Raw genomic sequence first — 21,393 nt, 5'->3', positions numbered from 1 at the left:
AAGGGACCCCCCATGCCTCCTGTGCCCCGCGCGCACAGAGCGCGCATACTCCCCGCTCTGCTCGGCCTGCTCGGCGGCATGCTCGTCGGCGGTCCGGTGGCGGCCGCCGACGACCACGCCTTCGCGGTCGCGAAGGCGGCCACGGCCGTCCCGTACGACTGGAAGAACGTCCGCATCGACGGGGGCGGCTTCGTCCCCGGCATCGTCTTCAACCGCTCCGAGCGCCACCTCGCCTACGCCCGCACCGACATCGGCGGCGCCTACCGCTGGCAGGAGTCGTCGAAGTCCTGGAAGCCGCTGCTCGACTCCATCGGCTGGGACGACTGGGGGCACACCGGCGTGGTGAGCCTCGCGTCCGACTCCGTCGACCCGGACCGGGTGTACGCGGCCGTCGGCACGTACACGAACGACTGGGACCCGGGCAACGGCGCCGTGCTGCGCTCCGCCGACCGGGGCGAGACCTGGCGGAAGGCCGACCTGCCGTTCAAGCTGGGCGGCAACATGCCGGGGCGCGGCATGGGCGAGCGCCTGGCCGTCGACCCGCACGACAACGACGTGCTCTACCTGGGGGCACCGAGCGGCAAGGGCCTGTGGCGCTCCACGGACGCGGGCGCCACCTGGAAGCAGGTGACGAACTTCCCGAACCCCGGCAACTTCCAGCAGGACCCGAGTGACACGAGCGGCTACGACTCCGACAACCAGGGGATCGTCTGGGTCACGTTCGACGAGTCGACGGGCTCGGGCGGCTCGAAGCCGCTGAGGACGCAGACCCTGTATGTGGGCGTCGCCGACAAGGAGAACTCCGTCTACAAGTCCACCGACGGCGGCGGCAGCTGGTCGCGTGTCGGCGGCCAGCCGACCGGGCTGCTCGCCCACAAGGGAGTCCTGGACGCGGAGAGAGGCTATCTCTACCTCGCGTACAGCGACCGGGCGGGGCCCTACGACGGCGGCAAGGGCCAGGTGTGGCGGTACGCGACGCGGACCGGCGAGTGGAAGAACATCAGCCCCGTCGCGGATGCCGACACCCACTACGGCTTCAGCGGGCTGAGCGTCGACCGGAGCGACCCGGGCACCGTCATGGTCACCGGCTACAGCTCCTGGTGGCCCGACACGCAGATCTTCCGGACCACGGACAGCGGCGCCAACTGGACGTCGGCCTGGGGCTATTCGTCGTACCCGACGCGTGAGAACCGCTACACCATGGACATCTCGTCCGTCCCCTGGCTCTCCTGGGGCGCGAAGCCCGCGCCGCCCGAGCAGTCCCCGAAGCTCGGGTGGATGACGGAGTCCCTGGAGATCGATCCGTTCGACTCCGACCGCATGATGTACGGCACGGGCGCCACGGTCTACGGCACTCAGGACCTCACCGACTGGGACGACCCCGGCGGAAAGTTCACCGTCACGCCCATGGTGAAGGGCCTGGAGGAGACGGCCGTCAACGACCTCGCGGCTCCCCCGTCCGGGGCGCCGCTGCTGAGCGCGCTCGGCGACATCGGCGGCTTCCGGCACACGGACGTCACCAAGGTGCCGCCGCTGATGTACACCTCGCCGAACTTCGCCTCGACCACCAGCCTGGACTACGCGGCGTCCAGGCCGGCCACGGTGGTACGGGCCGGCAACGCCGACGCGGCGCCGCGCGTCGCCTTCTCCACGGACAACGGCGCCACCTGGTCCGGCGGCCAGGAGCCGCCGGGCGTCACGGGCGGCGGGACGGTGGCCGCCGCGGCCGACGGGAGCCGCTTCGTGTGGAGCCCGGAGGGCGCGGGGGTGCACACCGCCACCGGTCCTGGCTCGTCGTGGACGGCCGCCAAGGGCATCCCGCAGGGCGCGGTGGTCGAGGCGGACCGGGTGGACCCGAAGCGGTTCTACGGCTTCAAGTCCGGGCGCTTCTACGTGAGTTCGGACGGCGGCGCGACGTTCACCGCGACGGCGGCGGCCGGTCTGCCGGCCGAGGGGCCCGTGAAGTTCCAGGCCGTCCCCGGCAGGAAGGGCGACGTGTGGCTCGCGGGCGGCAAGTCCGGCGGGACGTACGGCCTGTGGCACTCCACGGACGGCGGCGCGAGCTTCACCAAGGCGGGCGGCGTCCAGGAGGCCGACACCATCGGCTTTGGCAAGGCGGCGCCCGGTGCCTCGTACCAGACGCTCTACACCAGCGCGAGGATCGGCGGCGTGCGCGGCATCTTCCGCTCCACGGACGCGGGCGCCAGCTGGGTGCGCGTGAACGACGCGCGGCATCAGTGGGGGTGGACGGGCGCCGCCATCACCGGCGACCCGAAGGTCTTCGGCCGGGTGTACGTGGCGACGAACGGCCGCGGCATCGTCTACGGGGACACGGCGGCCAGGCGGCCGCGGTAGCCGCGAGGGCCGCCGGACGTGCCCCGCCCCTCGGGGGTTAACCCCCTCCCCGAAGCGGGTGGTGGCAGGATCGCCGCAGGTGATGGGGTACGGACATGCTGGGGGCCCGGCGGAAGCCGCCGGGTCCCCAGCGTTCGTAGGAGTTGGCTCGTGCGTGAGCAGGCATGGCAGAGGGTCCGTTCGTCCGGGCGGCAGGGCGGTCGGCGTCGCGGGAGCGTGGCGGCGGCGGTCGCGGTGGCCGTGGGTGTCATGACGGCGGGAGCGCTCCAGGCGCCCTCGGCGTCGGCGGCGTCGGCGGCTCCCCGGCCGGACACCGTCCAGCAGGGCCTGGACGCGCTGGTGCGCGCCGACGGCATGCCCGCCGCGCTGGCGAGCGTCACGGACCGCACGGGCCGCGGACGTGCCTACACCGCCGGTGTCGGGGACCTCGCGACCGGCGCGCAGGTGCCCCGGGACGGCCAGGTGCGGATCGGCAGCAACACCAAGACGTTCACCGCGGTGGTCATGCTGCAGCTGGTCGCCGAGAAGAGGATCTCGCTCGACGCGCACATCGACACCTACCTGCCGGGCCTGGTGCGCGGGGAGGGCATCGACGGCCGCCGCATCACCGTGCGCCACCTCCTCCAGCAGACCAGCGGGCTGCCCAACTACACCGAGTACGACATCCAGCCGCGGTACTACGAACCCCGCGAACTCCTCGGCATCGCGCTGCGGCACGAGGCCCATTTCGAGCCCGGGAAGAAGTGGGAGTACAGCAACACGAACTACGTGCTGGCCGGCCTGATCATCGAGAAGGTCACCCGCCGCACGGTCGCCCAGGAGATCGACCGGCGCGTCATCGACCGCCTCGGGCTGCGGCACACGTACTTCCCCGCGCCGCGCGACGCGACCATCCGCGAACCGCACCCCAAGGGGTACTACCAGGACGCGCCGGGCACCGAACTGGACGACATCACGGAGATCGACCCCTCCTGGGCCTGGTCGGCCGGGCAGCTGATCTCCACCAACTCCGACCTCAACCGGTTCTTCACCGCGCTCATCGGCGGCCGCCTCCTCCCGGCGGCCCAGCTCGACCAGATGCGCACCACCGTCCCCGCCCCGTACTTCGGCGACGGCGCCCGTTACGGACTGGGCATCGTCAGCAAGCCCCTGTCGTGCGGCGGACGCTCCTGGGGCCACGGCGGCAGCTTCCCCGGGTACGAGACCCGGGGCGGCGTCACCGACGACGGCCGCGCGGCGAACGTCGCGGTGACCATGCAGCCGACCGCGGAGGCGGCCGAGAAGCGGCTGGAGAGCGTCGTGGACACGGCTCTGTGCCGCCGCTGAACCGTTCAGGGAGTTTAGGGAGTGGCGACCCTGGGCCGTGGCGCGGTCGTCATCCCGCTCCCGATGTGGAAGCTCGGGTGCGGTGGCTGGTTGTAGGCGGTGTTCTGCCAGGCCAGGGCGGTGCGGTACTGGGTGTCCTGGAGCAGTGTGGTGATCCTCGTGTTCGTCTGGTGCGGGGTCGAGTAGATGCGCAGCGCGCGGTTGTCCGAGGTGCGCCAGACGACTTCCTCGCGCCAGTCGCCGAGGATGTCGCCGGAGAGCGACGGGGTCGCCTTGGTGCCGTTGTTGGCGGAGACGGACGCCCCGGTCAGCAGGCGGCTCTCGCCGCCGGTGCCGTACTTGTCGATGCGGGTGCCGTCGAGCAGTTCGCGGGTCGTGTCGCCGTCCCACCAGCTCACGAAATTGACGCTGGAGGGTTCGCGGCCGACCGACGCCCCGGTGGGTGAGCGCAGGGTGGTGTCGGCCGCGGACCACGATTCGGCGCCCGGGGAGCCCGCGTGGATGTCGGCGCTGACGCCACGGCCGTTGTCGGCGCCCGAAGCGGTCCGCCACAGGATCTGCCCGGTGCGGGCGTCGGCCATCCATGAGCCGGGCTTGGAGCTGTCCTCGGAGACCTTGAAGTACTCCAGGCCCGCGCGGGACGGGTCGAGGTCGCCGACGTGGCCCGCGTCGCCGTGCCCGAGCTTCGTCGTCCACAGGCCGTTGCCGTTGTCGTCCACGGTCATGGCGCCGTAGACGATCTCGTCCTTGCCGTCCTTGTCGACGTCCGCGACGGACAGGCTGTGGTTGCCCTGCCCGTCGTAGCCCTTGCCCGCGTTGGTCGAGGAGTTCGTGTCGAAGGTCCAGCGGCGCGTGAACCTGCCGTCGCGCCAGTCCCAGGCGGCGATGACGCTGCGCGTGTAGTAGCCGCGCGCCATGATCAGGGACGGCCGCGAGCCGTCGAGGTAGGCGGTCCCCGCCAGGAAGCGGTCCACGCGGTTGCCGTAACTGTCGCCCCAGGACGCGACGTCGCCACGCGCGGGCGCGTAGTCGACGGTCTGCATGGCCGCGCCGGTCCGGCCGTTGAACATGGTCAGGTACTCGGGGCCGGAGAGCACGTACCCGCTCGCGTTGCGGTGGTCCGCCGCCGCGTTCCCGATCGCCTTGCCGGTGCCGTCGACGGTGCCGTCCGCCGTCTTCATGGCGACCTCGGCCTTGCCGTCGCCGTCGTAGTCGTACACCTGGAACTGGGTGTAGTGCGCGCCCGAGCGGATGTTGCGCCCCAGGTCGATGCGCCACAGGCGGGTGCCGTCCAGTGTGACTCCGTCGATGACGGTGTTGCCGGTGACGCCCGACTGCGAGTTGTCCTTGGCGTTCGTGGGCTGCCACTTCAGGACGAAGTCGAGGGCGCCGTCGCCGTCCAGGTCGCCGACGGACGCGTCGTTCGCCTCGTACGTGTAGTCCGAGCCGCCCGCGGGCGGGGTGATCGGCACGTCCTTGTAGCCGGCCCGGAACTGGACGGCGTGCGCCGAGTCGCCCTGCTCGACGCCGCCCACGACGGCGCGGACCGTGTAGTCGGCCGAGTTCGGCGCCCCCGGGTGGAAGTAGTTCGTGGAGCCGGTGACGGGGGACGCGTTGACCTTCGTACCGCCCCGGTAGACGTTGAAGGCGACATTCGTGGGGTCGGAGGCGAGCCAGCGCCAGCTCACCAGGTTGCCGCTGCCGTTGTGGACGCTGACGACGCCGCGGTCCAGGCGCTCGGCCTGGCGGGCGGCGGGCGCGGCGGAGGCCTCGGACGAGGTGCCGGGCAGCGCGACGAGCCCGGCGGCGGCCACCGCCCCCGCCGCCACGGTGGCGCCGAGCAGACGCGTCCTGGCCTTGCGTCTGCGGTGGTGAAGCGGGTTACGCACGGGGGCCTCCCGGAAGGGGTGGGTGGGGGACGGGGGTTCTCCCCGTGAGTCGCCGCCGGAAGAGCATGAGTTGCCGCCGCCTCTCTCCCTCCCGAAGCCCCGCCCTGTCAGCGATACGGCCGCCAGTCGCGCAGGTACTTCTCGCGCGTGGCCGACGCGGCCTCCGCGGCGGTGAGCTGGGGGCGCCGGGCCGGGTCGGTGACGGTGGCGCCCGGGCCGGTGTTGCGGTACTCGCCGAAGCGCTGGTTCTGCCACGGGTGGCCCGACGCCATGGTGCCGTAGGGCTCATCGGCGTCGATGCCCGCGCCGAGCCAGGTGTCGCGCACCGTCAGCATCGGCCGCGCGCTCTGGTCGGACGACGGGACCCAGGGGCGGGCCAGCTTGTAGTACGCGTCCGGGGCGCCGCTCGTGACCCGGGACCGCGCCACGAGGTAACCGCGCGGGTTGGCGACGGCGGTGCTCGGCGCGAACACGAAGCCGAACGGCGCGCCCGCGAGGTCGGTCCTGTGCAGCGTGTGGAACCGGCAGCGCTCGAAGACCGCCGTGGCCCGCCCGAAGACGAAGTCGACGTCCCCCTCGGCGTAGCAGTCGCGGAAGTACTGCCGGGCGAAGACGGTGAGCGCCCTGGTGTCGGCGTACAGCGTGTCCTGGTGGCCGAGGAAGCGGCAGCGCAGGAACGCCGAGCGGTCCCCCGTCACCTTGATGGCGACCGCCTGCGTCCCGGAGACGATCTCGGGGTGTTCGGCGCGCAGCCAGTCGTTGGCGAACGTCACGTCGCGTGCGGTGAACCCGTCGGCCTCCACGGTGACGGACGCCGAGCCGGACGTGCCGTACGTGCCGCCGCCCGGCTTGGGCGTACCGGCCGCGTTGTCGTACACGATGACCACGTCACGCGGCTCACCGCTCGCCCCGACCACCGCGAGCCCCGCGTGCCCGGCGGTGACCCTCACGACCTCCCGGTACGTCCCCGGCGCCACGACCAGCGTCCAACCGCCCCCGCCCGCCGCGTCCACGGCGGCCTGTACGCGGGTGAAGTCACCGGTGCCGGGGCGCGGATGCACGTACAGGGTGCGGGCGCCGAGCCGCGCGGCGGGCGAACCGTACCGTCCGAAGGGGCGCCGCCGGGTGGCGGCGGCCGGGGCGGTCGGGGCCAGGGCGAGCGCGGCTCCGGCGCCCGCGGCGATGAGGGAGCGGCGGGTGAGGGGGCTGTGCGGGTGGGGCGAGGGCATGGAGGTGCTCCTTCGCTGTGCGGCTCGGACACGGTGGTCGAAACGGGGGGCGGTCGACGGAGGGCGGTCAGCGGAGTTTTCCGGCTCCCGCCCCACGGCCCACCACGTACGGCACGGCGCGCGGGTGGTCGACGTGTGTGCGCAGGTGTGGCGTCCAGCCGGCGCCGGACTGGAGGGGTTCGTCGGGGAACTGCGCGTTGTGCGCGCCGATCAGGTCCACGCGCCTGCCGTTCACGTGGTTGTGGTCCGCCGTGACGGGGGCCTCCTTCCACTTCTTGAGGATCTGCCCGGCTCCGACCCCGCGCGGGAGGGTGAACGCGTTGTGCTGGACGACGAGTTGGGACTCCGCCCCGATGCCGAAGGAGTACTGGTAGCCGTCGCGCGGGACGACGAAGTGGTTGTTGTAGGCGTCGACCTTGCCGAAGCGCACGCGCGGGGCGCGCTCGACGACGTCGCGGAAGAGGTTGTGGTGGAGCGTGACGCGGAGCCTGCCGCGATCGGTGGCGCCCGCGCTGTCGCTGTTGCCGATCATGAGCGTCTTGTCGTGGTCGGCGAAGACGTTCCAGGAGACGGTGACGAGGTCGGCGCCCCGCACGATGTCCAGTTCGCCGTCGTGCCGCTGGTAGAGCTCGCCGTAGTAGGAGGGCAGCGAGCTGTCGGGGTGGGCGCCGTCGGTGAAGGTGTTGTGGTCCAGCCAGACGTGCGTGGAGCCGTACACCACCGCGCTGTCGTACTCCGAGTTCCAGGCGCCCCGCGCCCCGTCCGTCGGGTCCCACTGCGGGAAGCAGTCCAGGGGGCTCTCCAGGGTGAGGCCGCGGACGATCACATTGTCCGCGCCCTTGATCTGGAGGCTGCCGCCGGTGATCCCGGCGCTCGCGCCGACCCCGACGACCGTCGTGTCGGAGGGGATGTACGCCGTGACGGCCGCCGCCTGCCGGGCCGCCGAGGCCGCGCGCAGGTCCTCCTGCTCGCCGCTGACCGGCCGGTCCCTGCCCCATACGGCGGGGTCGTACGCGGCGAGGTACTCCGCGAAGTCGTACCCCTCGGCCTCGAACGCCGCGCAGCCTCCCGCCCCCGTGGCGTCCAGCGTGCCCTTGACCTTGATGATCCGCGGCCCTTCGCCGCCCGCGGAGAGCGCCGCCCTGAACTCCCGCCAGGTGGTGACGGTGTGGGTGCGCGCGGGCCCGGCGCCCGCGCCGCCGGTGGTGCCGCCGTCGGCGGACGCCCAGCCGTCGTGCGCGGGCAGCACGTCACGGGCGGGTCCCGGGCGGGCCGTCGCCGTGGCGGGCACGGCGAGCGTCAGGGCGAGGGCCGCGCAGCCCACGAGCAGGGTGGTGCGGGCACGCTTCGTCATGCTCTCTCCTCGGCCGGCCAGGTGATCCAGGACTCCGGGACCTCGTCGTCGAGGCGGCGTACGTCGCCCGGCGCGAGCACCCTGCGGTGCAGCAGCTCCGCCGCGACCAGGCGGGCCACGGCGATCGCGCCGGGCGGGTTGAAGTGGGTGTTGTCCTGCTCGGACGCGGTCCAGTTGAAGTACCGCTTGGTCTTCTCGGCGCCGAGCTTGCCCCACAGGGCGAGGGACAGGGCCTGGATATCCAGGAGGGCCACGCCCTCCTCGGCGGCCAGGTCCCGCATGGCGGCCGGATAGTCGCCGTGCGTGGGCAGGGCGCCGCCGCCCTCGTCGAAACGCCGGCGTTCCACCGAGGTCAGCAGCACGGGGCGGGCCCCGCGCGCCCGCGCCCCGGCGACGTACTCGCGCAGGTGTTCCTGGTACGTCGTCCACGGCTCGGTGTACCGGGCGGGGTCCTCGCGCTTCTGGTCGTTGTGGCCGAACTGGACCAGGAGGAGGTCGCCGGGGCCGATGGCGCCGAGGATCGCGGTGAGGCGGCCCTCGTCGATGAAGCTCTTCGAACTGCGACCGTTCACCGCGTGGTTGGCGACGGGCAGCGCGGGGCGCAGGAAGAAGGGCAGGGCCATGCCCCAGCCGGTCTCCGGCGCGGCGGACGCGTACTTCTGGGCGGCGGTGGAGTCGCCCGCGAGGTACAGCGTGCGGCGGCCGGGGCCCGCGGCGGTCACTGGTGCTCCTTCTTCCACTCGGCCTGCGCCTCGTTGAGCTGCTCGGCGAGCGAGTCCAGGAAGTCCTTCGCGGACATCTTGCCGAGGAGCACCTTCTGGAAGCCGGGCTCGTTCTCGGCCTTGCTGATGGTGTTCCAGTCGGGCAGGTAGTACGGCAGCTGCACGATCTTGAGGGAGCCGTCGTTCAGGGCCTCGGCCGCGAGCTTGGTGGGCTCGGACTTCTTCACCCACGGGTCCTTGGCCGCCTCGGTGTTGGCGGGGATGGCGCCGGCCGACTCGTTCCACTTGCTGTTGGACTCGTGCGAGGCGGCGAACTCGATGAACTTCCAGGCGGCCTTCTTCTTCTTGCTCGACTTGAACAGGCCGAGCCCGTCGACGGGGTTGGAGACCTGGACGCGTACGCCGGCGTCGGTCGTCGGGTTGGGCAGGCCGCGGAACTTGTCCTCGCCGAGTGCCTTCACGTGGTCCTGGTAGGAGCCGAGGTTGTGGCTGAGCATGCCGATCTGGCCGCTGTCCCACTGGGCGACCATCTTGGTGAAGTCGTTGTTGAGGTCGGCGGAGGGCGTGGCCTTCTTGTAGAGGGCCACGTACTTCTTCAGCGCGGCGACGTTCTTGGGGTTGTTGACGGTCGTCTCGTCGCCGTCCCAGAAGTCGCCGATGCCGGACTGTCCGTACATGGCGTCGAGGGCCTGGGCGATGGAGCCCTCGCCGCCGCGGATGGTGTAGCCGAAGCGGTTGTTGTCCCTGTCGGTGAGCTTCTCGGCGGCCTCGTAGAACTTCGTCCAGGTGGTGGGCGCCTCCAGGCCCGCGGCCTTGAAGAGGTCCGTGCGGTAGTAAAGGACGCCGTTGCTCGCGGACGTCGGGACGGTGTAGAGGTCGACGCCGCCGCCGGCCGCGCGGACGCTGTCCACCATCGCGGAGTTGAGCTTGCCGCTCAGCGCGCTCTTCTCGACGCGGTCGTCGAGCGGTTCCAGGGCGTCCTGGGCGGCGATCCCGGCGAGCATGGCGGCGCCGACGCCGCCGACGTCGGGGAGGCCGCCGCCCTGGATCGCGGTGTCGTACTTGGACTGGACGTTCTCGGCGGGCACCCCGACGTACTTGACGTCGATGTCGGGGTTCTCCTTCTCGAAGTCCTTGATGATCTCCTGCCAGACGTCGTGCCGGACCGCCGTGTTGTTGTCCCAGAAGACGATCTCCCCTTTGCCGCTGCCCTCGCCGCCCTTGTCGCCGGCCGCGCCGCTGCCGTCGTCACCGCAGGCGGTGGCGGTCAGCGCGAGCGCGGTGGTCAGGGCGAGGGCGGCGGTCGTGCGGCGCCTGAGGCGTGGGCTCATGTTCATCATCGGCTCTCTTCTCGGGTGGTGTTTCCGTGGTTGATCCAAAAGTGCGTGAACAGGGCGGTGCCCGTGGGGCCCGTGCCCTCGGGCGCCGCCGCGAACAGGCCGAGCAGCGCGCCGACCCAGCGCCAGGGTGTGGCGGCGAAGACGGGGCCGCCGGTGGGCCGGAAGCCGTCGCCCGTATCGGCATGGAAGTGGCAGCGGGCGCCCCGCGTGATCTCCACGCGCAGCCGGGCCGTGCCGTGCGGGGCGGGGCGCGGTGGCGCGGCGTCCCGCTCGGCCTCCGTGCCCGCTTCGGCGAACCGGTGCACCAGGCGGACCGCTCCGCCCTCGCCCCGCTCCAGGCCGACCCATGAGTACGCGTCGCCGAGCACCGCCAATCCGGCGCGGGCGCCCGGTACTTCGGCGTCGAGGCGCAGTTCCACCTCGACGGCGCACGGCCGCAGGGGCAGCCGCTGGGTGAGCGTGTGCGGCAGGGCGCGCACGTCGTCGGCGCGCGCGGTGCGTACGCAGGCCAGGCGCAGGCCGTCCCCGGAGTGCGACGTGGCCCAGCCGGTGCGGGGGTTGGCGGTCCACTGCCACTGGGGGCCGTGCCGTCCGCCGGGGAAGTCGTCGCTCGTGGCGGGGGCGGAGGGCGGCTGCGGCGGCAGGTTCGGCTTGCGGTATACGTCAACGGGGGTGCCGGGTGTACCGGGGTTGTCGTCGTCTCCGAGCACCGGCCAGCCGTCGGCGCCCCACCGCATCGGCTGGAGGTGGACGACACGGCCGTACGCGCCGCGCTGCTGGAAGTGCAGGAACCAGTCCTCACCGGTGGCGGTGCGCACCCAGCCGCCCTGGTGCGGGCCGTTGACGCCGGTGCTGCCCTGCTGGAGGACGATCCGCTCCTCGTACGGCCCGTGGAAGGAGCGGGACCGGAAGGCGCCCTGCCAGCCGGTCGCGACGCCGCCGGCCGGGGCGAGGATCCAGAACCAGCCGTCGTGCCGGTAGAGCTTCGGCCCTTCGATGGTGAACCAGCCGGGGATCCGGTCCCCGTCGATCAACACGCGTCCCTCGTCGAGGAGTTCACGCCCGTCGGGGCTCATGCGGTGCCCTGTGATCAGGTTCTTCACACCGGACCGTGACTTGGCCCAGGCGTGCACGAGGTAGGCCGCGCCGCTCTCCTCGTCCCACAACGGGCAGGGATCGATGAGGCCCTTGCCTGGCTTGAGGAGGTGCGGGCGGGTCCAAGGCCCCCGTATGCGCGGGGCGTTGATCTGGTACACGCCGTGGTCGGGGTCGCCCCAGAAGATCCAGTACCGCCCGTCGTGGTGGCGCAGGGACGGCGCCCACACCCCGCAGTCGTGCCGGGGGACGGCGAAGGCCTCGGCCGGTTCGAGGCGGTCCAGGGCGTGCCCGATGAGCGTCCAGTTGACCAGGTCCCGGGAGTGCAGCAGCGGCAGCCCTGGCGACCGGCCGAAGCTGGACGCGGTGAGATAGAAGTCGTCCCCGACCCGCAGCACGTCGGGGTCCGACCAGTCGGCGGCGAGGACGGGGTTGCGGTAGGTGCCGTCGCCGAGGTCGCCGGTGAGCTCGGGGCGCGTGGCCAGCGGCGTGGCGGAGACGCTCGCGGCGGCCGAAGCGGTGGCGGTGGCCGCGGACATGGCAGAGGCACCGCCCGGGCCCCCGTGCGCCCCGGCTTCCGGGTGCCGCCCGGCCGACGCGCTTGCCACGTCCGACGAGGCCACCCCGGCCCCCGGACGCCCGGCGGACACACCGCCCAACCCGGCGGCCGGACCACCTCCCGACGCGCTCGCCCCGTCCGCCGACGCCACCCCGGCCGCCGGACGCCCGGCCGACGCACCGCCTGACCCGGTGGCCCGACCACCGCCCGACGCCCCCGGCCCGACTCCCTCCCCCGAAGCACCCACCACGGCGGTGCTCGTGACGGCGCCGGAGACACCGCCCGGGCCACCGCGCACCCCGGCCCCGGAGCGCCCGGCCGACGCACCGCCCGGCGCGCTTGCCATGTCCGACGAGGTCACCCCGGCCGACGCACTCGCCCCCTCCGACGACGCCACCCCACCCCCCGGACACGCGGCCGACACTCCGCCCGCCCCCGCGGCCCGACCACCCCCCGACACACTCGCCCCGCCCGACGACGTCACCGCCGCCGCCCTCACGCCGTCACCGCCTTGCGGACGAGCGCCGCCGCCTCGTCCCGGTCCAGGGTGCCGTCGGCGACGACCGTGACGACGCGGCGCACGAGCGTGTCGCGGGGGGCGATCGGCAGGCGGTCCCCGGTCGCGAGGGAGGAGCCGACGCCCGGGTACTCGGCGGCGCGTACGAACCACGGGTCGCGGCGGGTCCGTGCCGTCGCGCCGGCGAACACCAGCGTCCAGCCGTCCCCGGCAAGGGCCAGCCAGTCGGCGCGGGCGGCGTGCGCGGGTTCCTCCCCCTCGGCCTCCGGCGTGAAGACCCGTGGCGGCGCGGCCGCCTTGGGGGCGCGCCAGAAGAAGCCGCCGTACGCGGCGCCGGGGCGGCCGTTGGTGGCCGGGCTGCCGATGGACAGTTCGCCGCCGGTCGCGTTGGTGAGCGAGAAGGTGAAGTCCAACGCCCACGCGGCCGCGGTCAGTTCGACGGCGGCGACCGTGCGCCGCTCGCGCAGCAGGACCTCGCCGTCCGCCGTCCAGTCGATGTCCTCGACGAAGCCGTCCGGGTCACGCAGCTTGAACCCCCGGTGGTGCTGCGCCCCGTGGTTGTCCAGCTCCGTCGGCCCCTGGTCGCGTACGAAGGTCCGCCCGCCCCAGAAGTTGCGTCCCGCCACGTCGGGCACGGCGACCCCGGCCCCGAGGTGGTGCGGATGGTCATCGGGAGCCAGCTCGGTGACGGGCGTCCCGGCGAGCGTGGTGACGGGGTGCAGGTAGGGGCGGGGCGCCATGCCGCGCTCCAGGTCGGGCCGGATGACGTAGCGCGCCACCGGGCGCCCCGCGCAGCGCAGGAGGAGGGAGCCGGGTGGGTGCTGCGGGGAAGCGGTCATGACGTGTTCACCTCGTTGTGAAGGTCACCGTGCGGGTCGAGGGCGTCGCGGCCGGGCGGCCGGGCCCAGGAGACGCCGAGTTCGGAGTAGAGGCAGAGCGTGTCGGCGGCGACCGCGACCAGCCCGTCGATGCCCTCGACGACGCGCCGCTCGGCGCTCTCGCCGGGAGCGCCGCGCCACGCGCCGGCGGGCAGCGCGACGGGGTCCGGCGCCGTCCTGACCGCCTCGACGACCCGCATGAAGGCACCGGTGGCGGCGGGCGGCACCAGCAGCGCCGCGCGGCCCATGAGGTGCTCGACCAGGTTCTCCAGGAGGTCGGTCCTGCCGTACAGGGCCGGTGAGCCCGTGCTCTTTGTGCCGCCGCGCCGCACCTGCACGCGGTCCTGCTTGTACCAGAAGGTGATGCGCCCCTCGCTGCCGTGCACCACGACGTACGGCTCCTCGGAGGTGTGGCCGCAGAGCGTCGCCGCGACGGTGACCCGGGCGCCGTCCGCCGTGGAGACCCGTACGCACGAGGTGTCGTCGGACTCGATGGCGTGGGCGCGGAAGAGTTCCGTCTCCACGTCCGTGACGTCCTCGGCGGCCGCGCTGCCCGCCAGTGCGAGGGCGGTGGCGACGGCGTGCGCGAGGGGGTTCGTCAGGACGCCGTCGACCACGTCCACACCGTCCATCCTGCGACGACCGGCCCACGGCGCCCGCCGGAAGTACGCCTCGTCGCGCACCCATACGCCGGCCCCGCCCACCCCGGTGACCTCGCCGATCGCGCCGTCGGCGACGAGCCGGCGGACGGCGGGGATCGCGTGCGAGCCGAGCGACTGGAAGCCGATCTGGACGGCGGTACCGGCCGCGGCGGCGCCGTCCGCCATCCGCCGGAACTCCGCGTAGGACGGGGCGGGCGGCTTCTCCAGGAGCACGTGGACGCCGCGTCGCGCGGCGGCGAGCGCCAGCTCGGTGTGGGTCGGGATGGGCGTGCAGACCACGGCGACGGCGGCGCCGGTCGTGTCGAGGAGCGCCGCGAAGTCGTCGGACTGCTCGACCGCGCCGAAGCCGACGAGTTCCTCGCCGACCAGCGGCTTCAGCTCGCAGACGCCCACCAGCCGTACCAGACCGGCGTGTTGGAGGCGCCGGATGTTCTCCAGGTGCCAGCGGCCGTGGCCGCGGGCCCCCGCGAGGACGATGGGCAGCGGGAGCCGGAGCCCCCGCGTCGTGGCGCTCATCCCTTCACCGCCCCGGCGCTGAACCCGGTGACCAGCCACTTCTGGATGAAGGCGAAGACGATCACGACGGGCACGGCGGCGACGACACCGCCCGCGGCGAGCGCCCCGAGGTCGACGCTGTCGGCGCCCATCAGCGTGGCCAGGCCCACCGGGATGGTCTGCTTGCCCTGGTCGCTGAGGAACATCAGGGCGAACAGGAAGTGGTTCCAGCTGTGCACGAAGGCGAAGGAACCGACCGCGATCAGGCCGGGCCGCAGCATCGGCAGGACGACGGCGCAGAACGCGCGGAAGCGTCCGCAGCCGTCGACCCAGGCGGCCTCCTCCAGGACGTAGGGCACGTTCTTGATGAACCCGCTGATGAGGATCATCGACAGGGGGAGCTGGAAGACGGTCTCGGCGACGATGACGCTGGCCAGGGAGTTGATCATCCGCAGCTCGGCGAAGATCTCGAAGAGCGGTACGAGCATCAGGGCGCCCGGGATGAACTGCGAGCAGAGCAGCGCCAGCATGAAGGCGCGCTTGATCTTGAAGTCGAAGCGGGCCAGGGCGTAGCCGCCCGCGAGGGCGACGAGCGTGGTCATCACCATGGAGACGACGCCGACGAGCAGGCTGTTCTGGAAGAAGGTCGCGAAGCTGCGCTCGGTCCACACCTTGTCGAAGTGCTCGAAGGTGACCGGCCACGGCACGAGCGAGGTGGAGCCGGTCGGGCGCAGGGCGAAGAGCAGGATCCAGTAGAACGGGATGAGGGTGAACAGGAGGTACAGCCCGAGGGGGGTGTAGATCTGCCAGCGGGGTGTCCGTCCGATGACGGTGGCCCTGGGCTCCTTCCTCGTCCCGGCCGGGCGGGTGGCGGTGGTGGCGGTCATTTGTCCTGGCCCCCGAACTTGCTGAGCCGCAGATACAGCAGCGAGCAGAAGAGAAGGATCACGAAGGCGATGGCGGTCAGCGCGGAGGCGTAGCCGAAGTCGTGCGAGTCCACGGCGATGGACGCGATGCGCAGCGGCAGCGTCGTCGTCTCGCCGGCCGGGCCGCCGCCGGTGAGGGTGTAGAGCAGGTCGACGTTGTTGAACTCCCAGACCGCGCGCAGCAGCGTGGAGAGGATGATCGCGTCCTTCAGGTGCGGCAGCGTGATGTGGAAGAACTGCCGCCAGCGGCTCGCGCCGTCGACCTCGGCGGCCTCGTAGAGGTCCTTCGAGACGGACTGGAGGTCGGCGAGGATGAGGATCGCGAAGAAGGGGACGCCGCGCCAGAGTTCGGCGACGACGACGGCGGGGAAGACCGTCCCGGTGTCGGAGAGCCACGACGTGCCGTACGAGCCGATCCCGACATCGGCGAGGTAACGCGAGATGCCCGTCTGGGAGTTGAAGATCAGCAGCCAGATCGTCGAGGTGAGGACGCCGGAGACGGCCCACGGCGAGAAGACCAGGGCGCGGGCCATGGCGCGGCCCACGAAGGTCTGGTTGACGAGCAGCGCGAGCGCGAGGCCGAGCAGCAGTTGCAGCACGACCTCGACGGCCACCCACTGGAGGCTGAAGCCGAGCGTGTGCCAGAACTCGGGGTCGTCGGTGAAGGCGGTGACGAAGTTGTCGAGGCCCGCGAAGCCGTTGCGCCACGGCTTGGTGGGGTTGTAGTGCCGCAGGCTGTAGTAGAAGACGCTGATGACCGGGTAGGCGATGAAGCCGAGCATCAGCAGGGCGGCGGGGGCGATCAGCAGGTAGGGAAGGCGGCGCGGGGTCGCCCCGACCCGCCGTCGCCCCCGCCGCGGACCCTTGTCGGGCGGCGGCTGGGCGGTGCTCGGCGGTGGCTTCGCCACGGCTGCGGCCTGGGCCATGACACTTCTCCGATCGTGGATGTGCGGGTGAAGCGCTTCGCGCACGATGTTCGAAATCTCGGACAAATAGGGGGACGGGGGCCTGAGTTCAGCCCGCGTACGGATCCGGCACCGCGCCCGGCCTCGCGAGGAAGGCGAAGTCGCAGCCTGTGTCGGCCTGCGTGATCTGCTCGCTGTAGAGCGCGCCGTACCCCCGCTCATAGCGGGCGGGGGGCGGCGTCCACTGCTCGCGGCGGCGCGCCAGCTCCTCGTCCGGCACCTCCAGGCGCAGGGTGCGCGCCGCGACGTCGAGGGTGATCAGGTCCCCGGTACGCACCAGCGCGAGGGGCCCGCCGACGTACGACTCGGGCGCGACGTGCAGCACGCAGGTGCCGTACGAGGTGCCGCTCATCCGCGCGTCGGAGATCCGCACCATGTCGCGCACGCCCTGCTTCAGCAGGTGGTCGGGGATCGGCAGCATCCCGTACTCGGGCATGCCGGGCCCGCCCTTGGGTCCCGAGCCGCGCAGGACCAGGACGTGGTCGGGCGTGATGCCGAGGGCCGGGTCGTGGATGGTGCGCTGCATCGTGCGGTAGTCGTCGAACACGACGGCGGGGCCGGTGTGCCGCAGCAGGTGCGGCTCGGCGGCGATGTGCTTGATGACGGCGCCGTCCGGGCAGAGGTTGCCGCGCAGGACGGCGACGCCGCCCTCCGCGGCGACCGGGTCGTCGCGGGTGCGGATCACGTCCGCGTCGTGCACGCGCGCCCCCGCGAGCTGTTCGCGCAGGGTGTCGTGGCAGACCGTGGGCCGGTCCAGGTGCAGCAGGTCGGTGATCCGCGACAGGAAGCCCGGGAGCCCGCCCGCGAAGTGGAAGTCCTCCATCAGGTACCGCTCGCCGCCCGGCCGCACATCGGCCAGCACCGGCACGGTGCGGGCGATCCGGTCGAAGTCGTCCAGCGTCAGCTCGACCCCGGCCCGTCCCGCCATCGCGATGAGGTGGATGACGGCGTTGGTGGAGCCGCCGAGTCCCAGCACCGTGGTGACGGCGTCCGCGAAGGCGTCAGCGGTGAGGATCCGCGAAAGACGCCGGTCCTGGCGTACGAGTTCGACGATCCGCAGGCCCGACGCCGCCGCCATCCTGTCGTGCCCGGAGTCGACCGCGGGAATGGACGAGGCACCGGGCACGGTCACGCCGAGCGCCTCCGCCGCCGCGGTGAGCGTCGAGGCGGTGCCCATGGTCATGCAGTGGCCCGGCGAGCGCGCGAGGCCGCTCTCCAGTTCGGTCAGTTCGCAGTCGCCGATGAGCCCGGCGCGGTGATCGTCCCAGTACTTCCACATGTCGGTGCCGGAGCCGAGGGTCTCGCCCCGCCAGTGCCCCGGCAGCATGGGCCCGGCCGGCACGAAGACGGCGGGCAGGTCGACGCTGGCCGCGCCCATGAGCAGCGCGGGCGTCGTCTTGTCGCAGCCGCCGAGCAGGACGGCGCCGTCCACCGGGTAGGAACGCAGCAGTTCCTCGGTCTCCATGGCCAGGAGGTTGCGGTAGAGCATCGGGGTCGGCTTCTGGAAGGTCTCGCTGAGCGTGGAGACCGGGAACTCCAGGGGGAAGCCGCCCGCCTGCCACACGCCGCGCTTGACGGCCTGGGCGCGCTCGCGCAGGTGGGAGTGGCAGGGGTTGATGTCGGACCAGGTGTTGAGTACCGCGATGACGGGCTTGCCCAGGTGCTCCTCGGGGAGGTAGCCGAGCTGGCGGGTGCGGGCGCGGTGGCTGAAGGAGCGCAGGCCCGAGGAGACGCTCTCGCCGTACCACTGGCTGCTGCGCAGCTCTTGCCGCGTACGACCTTCGGGCGCGCCGCTCACAGGGACCACCCCGCGACGATCGTGGCCACCTCGGCCCGCTCGGCCGCCGGCAGCGGGCTGCTCGGGGCGCGCACGTCACGGCGGCACAGCTCCAGGACGGCGAGGGCCTCCTTCACGACCGTGACGTTGTGCGCGGAGCCGTCGGCGGCGCGCAGTTCCTCGAAGCGGCGGATCTGCTCCCACACCTTCATGGCCTCGCCGTGGTCACCGGATCGAAGCGCTTCGATCATGCGCAGCGAGAGGCCGGGGGCGACGTTCACGAGGCCCGAGGTGAAACCGGTGGCGCCCGCCGAGAAGTACGAGGGGGCGTACGGCTCGGCGAGCCCCGCGACCCACACGAAGCGGTCGAGCCCCGCGTCGCGCGCGAACCCGGCGAACCGTACCGCGTCCGGTACGGCGTACTTGACGCCGATGACGTTGGGGCAGGCGTCGGCGAGTTCGGCGAGGCGGGCGCCCGGCAGGCCCGCGTCCCGTAGATAGGGGACGACTCCCAGGTCCGGCACGGCCTCGGCGATCGCCCGGTGGTAGGCGACCCAGCCCGCGTCGGAGACGTAGGGGTGCACGGGCTGATGCACCATCACCATGTCCGCGCCGCACTCCCCGGCGTGCCGCGCGGCAGCGACAGCGGTCGGCACGTCATGGCCCACGCCGGCGAGGACCACGGCCTGCCCGGCGGCCTCGGCGATGGTCAACTCCACGACGTCGCGCCGCTCTTGGGGCGACAGGGCGTAGAACTCACCGGTGTTGCCGTTCGGCGTCAGGGTGCGCACCCCGCCGTCGAGCAGGCGGCGCAGGATCGCGCGGTGTGCCGCGCGGTCGATGGCGCCGTCCGCGGCGAAGGGCGTCACCGGGATCGCCACGACGTCGGCGAGTGCGGTGCGCTGCGTCTCGAACGTCACTGAAGTTCCCCTTCCCCGGGAAAGGCTCGGCGCACGAACGACTCGATGTGCTCGTGCAGGGCGCGCGCCGCCCCGTCCTGGTCCCCGGCGAGGGCGAGCCGCAGGATCCGCTCGTGCTCGGTGGCCTCACGCGCCCACGACGGGTCGGCGGCCCAGGCCACGGCGGATACGAGTGCGGCCTGGTCCCGCACCCCGTCAAGCAGCCGCCCGAGGAGCGGGTTGCCGCAGTCGACGTACAGCGCGCGGTGGAACTCCCGGTTGGCCAGCGAGCGTTCGGCCGCGTCCTCGGCGGCGTCGGCCCGCACCAGGGCCTCGCGCGCGGCGTCGAGCGGGGCGCCGCGCAGCACGGTGCGGCGCAGCGCCTCGGGTTCCAGGAGCAGTCGTACGTCGTAGACCTCGCGCGCCATGGCGGCATCCACGGTGCGCACGGTGGCGCCCTTGTACTGGCTCATCTCGACGAGCCCGGTACCGGCGAGGGTTTTCAGGGCCTCGCGCACGGGTGTCTTGGACACTCCGTACGCGCGGGCGAGTTCCGTCTCGATCAGGGGCTGCCCCGGGCTCAACTCGCCGCTGAGGATGCGGTGTTTGATCGACTCGAGCACGTACTGCGTGCGCGACGGGATCGGGACCGGGGGCGGCGCCGAGGCCGGGGTCGGAGTCGGGACGGACGTCATGGGCACCCTCAGATCTCGCGTATCGCGTCTCATATATGACGTACGAAGTACGACGCGTAGAAGCTAAGAGGGTGCCCCGGCTCCGTCAATGCTTCTGACAAAACCTTCTGGAACTCAGCGGTGCGCGAACCACCGGGCGGCGGGCAGGAGTCGGCGGTCGTAGCCGAACAGCGCCTGGTTCTCCCACGCGTTCCCCGACGACGGGTCGGCGGGGTCCCAGCCACTGCCGTCGACCGCCGTCCAGGCCGGTTCCCAGTACACGACGCCGAGCCCGCGGCCGCCGGGGACGGCCTCCACGACGTTCATGACGTCCCGCAGGTTCGCGGCCTGCCCGGCGGGGGTAGCGGGGTAACCCGCGGCGAGCTGATCGGCGCGGGCGACGTTGTTCTCCAGGTCGTCGCCATTGGCCAGCGTGTGGGCGTAGGCCGTCTCGGCGACCAGGACGGGCTTGCGGTAACGGGCCGCCACGTCGTCGAGGTTGGCCTGGAGCCCGCTGAGCGGACCGTGCCAGTAGCCGTAGTACGACAGGGCGATGACGTCGAAGGGCACACCGCGGGAGACCGCCTGGTCGAACCACCAGCGGGTGCCCGCGCTGTCACCGCCCTCCGCGAGGTGCAGGGCGACCCGGGTGCCCGAGGACACCGCCTTGGCGGCCTGGGCCCCCGACTTCAGCAGCCCCGCGAGGCGGTCCCAGTCGTCGGTCGAGCCCTCGGGCCAGAGCATGCCCCCGTTGAGCTCATTGCCGATCTGCGCCATGTCGGCGGTGGTGCCCTGCGCCTTCAGGGCGTTCAGGACGTCGTACGTGTGGTCGTACACGTCCTTCGTCAACTGGCTGTAGCCGTGCGTGGCCCAGGCCGCGGGCTTGTTCTGCTTGCCCGGGTCCGCCCAGCTGTCGGAGTAGTGGAAGTCCACGAGCAGCTTCATGCCGCGCGCCTTGGCCCGCTTGGCCGTGGCGAGGACCTTCGCCTTGTCGTTGTAGCCGTCGGCGGGGTTCACCCACACCTTCAGCCGGGCGTAGTTCATGCCCGCCGAGCCCAGGATCGCCAGCGCGTCGCCGCTCGCACCGTCGGCGTAGCGGTACGTCGCCCCGTGCGCCTCGTTCTTGGCGAGCGTGGAGACGTCACCGCCCTTGACGGCCAGGCCCGTCGACCCCGGGGTGAACGTGACGTCGTCGAAGTTGGCCCACTCCCCCGCGTGCGCGTCGGAGACGAGCCGGACGGTGCACGCACCGCCGGTGACCCGCACCGACGTGACGAGGCGGAGCCACGCGCCGTTCGGGGTGGGCGGCAGGTCGGTGCGCTGCTCGGCGCTCCCGCTCTTGAGCGCGATGTAGGCGGCGTTCTGGCCGCCGCTGGAGCGGACCCAGGCCGTCAGCGTGTACGTGCCGTCCGTGAGGCCGGTGAGGTACTGGTACGTCTCGACCTGGTACGCCGATGACGCCCAGTGGGAGAGCCGCAGGCCCCCGCCGCGGCCGCCCGCCTCGGTGAACGCGGCGCCGGTGGTGCCGTGGCCGGACCAGCCCGTGAGGCCGCTCTCGAAGCCACCGCCCACGAGGGTGCTGGTGGCTCGGGCGCCCGGGGCGGGCAGCGCGAGGACGGCGCCGCCCGCGAGGGCTGCCGCCAGGACGGCTCTGCGGGTCGTGCCGGTGGTGCGTGTTCCGTTGTTGCCGTGCATCGTCGATGCCCCTTCGACTTCGCGGTACTTGGGAGT

General features: G+C 72.6%; 16 protein-coding genes. 2 read left to right on the top strand and 14 right to left on the bottom strand.

All coding sequences use genetic code 11. The features are described from left to right. The first annotated feature begins 12 nt into the window (after positions 1–12). Positions 13–2,355: a xyloglucanase gene (locus tag KKZ08_RS32615; RefSeq protein WP_276573912.1), complete on the top strand. Its 2,343-nt coding sequence runs from the start codon at positions 13–15 to the stop codon at positions 2,353–2,355. Positions 2,356–2,505: 150 nt separating this feature from the next. Continuing rightward, complete coding sequence (locus KKZ08_RS32610) at positions 2,506–3,681, top strand: serine hydrolase domain-containing protein (RefSeq protein WP_276573911.1); 1,176 nt, start codon at positions 2,506–2,508, stop codon at positions 3,679–3,681. Between the two features lie 14 nt (positions 3,682–3,695). Here KKZ08_RS32610 and KKZ08_RS32605 read toward each other — a convergent pair whose 3' ends face one another. The 14 genes from KKZ08_RS32605 to KKZ08_RS32540 form a co-directional block, all read right to left on the bottom strand. Next, on the bottom strand, positions 3,696–5,570 hold the full coding sequence (locus tag KKZ08_RS32605) for a rhamnogalacturonan lyase (RefSeq protein ID WP_276573910.1): 1,875 nt from the start codon (positions 5,568–5,570) through the stop codon (positions 3,696–3,698). Positions 5,571–5,677: 107 nt separating this feature from the next. Beyond that, positions 5,678–6,799 (bottom strand): pectinesterase family protein, encoded by a 1,122-nt coding sequence (locus tag KKZ08_RS32600; protein ID WP_223777846.1) that lies wholly within the window; start codon positions 6,797–6,799, stop codon positions 5,678–5,680. Between the two features lie 67 nt (positions 6,800–6,866). Then, positions 6,867–8,153, bottom strand: a complete 1,287-nt coding sequence (locus KKZ08_RS32595; RefSeq protein WP_223777845.1) for a polysaccharide lyase family 1 protein — start codon at positions 8,151–8,153, stop codon at positions 6,867–6,869. Beyond that, positions 8,150–8,875 carry a rhamnogalacturonan acetylesterase gene (locus KKZ08_RS32590; RefSeq protein WP_223777844.1) on the bottom strand — a complete coding sequence of 242 codons (726 nt, stop codon included), beginning with the start codon at positions 8,873–8,875 and terminating at the stop codon, positions 8,150–8,152. Before KKZ08_RS32590 ends, KKZ08_RS32595 begins: the two co-directional genes overlap by 4 nt. After that, positions 8,872–10,212, bottom strand: coding sequence for a sugar ABC transporter substrate-binding protein (locus tag KKZ08_RS32585; RefSeq protein ID WP_223779280.1), 1,341 nt, complete (start codon positions 10,210–10,212; stop codon positions 8,872–8,874). The genes KKZ08_RS32590 and KKZ08_RS32585 overlap by 4 nt, the downstream gene beginning before the upstream one ends. After that, positions 10,212–11,849 (bottom strand): glycoside hydrolase 43 family protein, encoded by a 1,638-nt coding sequence (locus tag KKZ08_RS32580; protein ID WP_223777843.1) that lies wholly within the window; start codon positions 11,847–11,849, stop codon positions 10,212–10,214. The genes KKZ08_RS32585 and KKZ08_RS32580 overlap by 1 nt, the downstream gene beginning before the upstream one ends. A gap of 515 nt (positions 11,850–12,364) precedes the next feature. Further along, the gene (locus KKZ08_RS32575) at positions 12,365–13,225 is read right to left on the bottom strand and encodes a PmoA family protein (protein ID WP_223777842.1); all 861 of its coding nucleotides are present in this window, start codon (positions 13,223–13,225) and stop codon (positions 12,365–12,367) included. Beyond that, a complete protein-coding gene (locus KKZ08_RS32570; RefSeq protein ID WP_223777841.1) occupies positions 13,222–14,442 on the bottom strand; it encodes a Gfo/Idh/MocA family oxidoreductase in 1,221 nt (406 codons plus the stop codon). The genes KKZ08_RS32575 and KKZ08_RS32570 overlap by 4 nt, the downstream gene beginning before the upstream one ends. After that, a complete protein-coding gene (locus tag KKZ08_RS32565) occupies positions 14,439–15,308 on the bottom strand; it encodes a carbohydrate ABC transporter permease (protein WP_223777840.1) in 870 nt (289 codons plus the stop codon). The genes KKZ08_RS32570 and KKZ08_RS32565 overlap by 4 nt, the downstream gene beginning before the upstream one ends. Further along, a complete protein-coding gene (locus KKZ08_RS32560) occupies positions 15,305–16,273 on the bottom strand; it encodes a sugar ABC transporter permease (protein ID WP_223777839.1) in 969 nt (322 codons plus the stop codon). The genes KKZ08_RS32565 and KKZ08_RS32560 overlap by 4 nt, the downstream gene beginning before the upstream one ends. An 88-nt stretch (positions 16,274–16,361) precedes the next feature. Further along, positions 16,362–18,110: an L-arabinonate dehydratase gene (gene araD / locus KKZ08_RS32555; RefSeq protein WP_223777838.1), complete on the bottom strand. Its 1,749-nt coding sequence runs from the start codon at positions 18,108–18,110 to the stop codon at positions 16,362–16,364. Beyond that, positions 18,107–19,009 carry a dihydrodipicolinate synthase family protein gene (locus KKZ08_RS32550; protein WP_223777837.1) on the bottom strand — a complete coding sequence of 301 codons (903 nt, stop codon included), beginning with the start codon at positions 19,007–19,009 and terminating at the stop codon, positions 18,107–18,109. Before KKZ08_RS32550 ends, araD begins: the two co-directional genes overlap by 4 nt. Continuing rightward, the gene (locus KKZ08_RS32545; RefSeq protein ID WP_223777836.1) at positions 19,006–19,683 is read right to left on the bottom strand and encodes a GntR family transcriptional regulator; all 678 of its coding nucleotides are present in this window, start codon (positions 19,681–19,683) and stop codon (positions 19,006–19,008) included. Before KKZ08_RS32545 ends, KKZ08_RS32550 begins: the two co-directional genes overlap by 4 nt. A 114-nt stretch (positions 19,684–19,797) precedes the next feature. Then, positions 19,798–21,357, bottom strand: a complete 1,560-nt coding sequence (locus KKZ08_RS32540) for an arabinogalactan endo-1,4-beta-galactosidase (protein WP_223777835.1) — start codon at positions 21,355–21,357, stop codon at positions 19,798–19,800. Positions 21,358–21,393 lie beyond the last annotated feature (36 nt).

The sequence above is a fragment of the Streptomyces sp. 135 genome, assembly GCF_020026305.1.
Taxonomy (GTDB): domain Bacteria; phylum Actinomycetota; class Actinomycetes; order Streptomycetales; family Streptomycetaceae; genus Streptomyces.
This window is presented reverse-complemented; position numbering and strand designations above follow the sequence as displayed.

Excerpts from the sequence above, each read along its gene's own strand:
- KKZ08_RS32615 (WP_276573912.1), top strand. The coding sequence starts at position 13 with ATGCCTCCTGTGCCCCGCGCGCACAGAGCGCGCATACTCCCCGCTCTG.
- KKZ08_RS32600 (WP_223777846.1), bottom strand. The coding sequence starts at position 6,799 with ATGCCCTCGCCCCACCCGCACAGCCCCCTCACCCGCCGCTCCCTCATC.
- KKZ08_RS32595 (WP_223777845.1), bottom strand. The coding sequence starts at position 8,153 with ATGACGAAGCGTGCCCGCACCACCCTGCTCGTGGGCTGCGCGGCCCTC.
- KKZ08_RS32585 (WP_223779280.1), bottom strand. The coding sequence starts at position 10,212 with ATGAACATGAGCCCACGCCTCAGGCGCCGCACGACCGCCGCCCTCGCC.
- KKZ08_RS32580 (WP_223777843.1), bottom strand. The coding sequence starts at position 11,849 with ATGTCCGCGGCCACCGCCACCGCTTCGGCCGCCGCGAGCGTCTCCGCC.
- KKZ08_RS32575 (WP_223777842.1), bottom strand. The coding sequence starts at position 13,225 with ATGACCGCTTCCCCGCAGCACCCACCCGGCTCCCTCCTCCTGCGCTGC.
- KKZ08_RS32570 (WP_223777841.1), bottom strand. The coding sequence starts at position 14,442 with ATGAGCGCCACGACGCGGGGGCTCCGGCTCCCGCTGCCCATCGTCCTC.
- KKZ08_RS32565 (WP_223777840.1), bottom strand. The coding sequence starts at position 15,308 with ATGACCGCCACCACCGCCACCCGCCCGGCCGGGACGAGGAAGGAGCCC.
- KKZ08_RS32560 (WP_223777839.1), bottom strand. The coding sequence starts at position 16,273 with ATGGCCCAGGCCGCAGCCGTGGCGAAGCCACCGCCGAGCACCGCCCAG.
- KKZ08_RS32545 (WP_223777836.1), bottom strand. The coding sequence starts at position 19,683 with ATGACGTCCGTCCCGACTCCGACCCCGGCCTCGGCGCCGCCCCCGGTC.
- KKZ08_RS32540 (WP_223777835.1), bottom strand. The coding sequence starts at position 21,357 with ATGCACGGCAACAACGGAACACGCACCACCGGCACGACCCGCAGAGCC.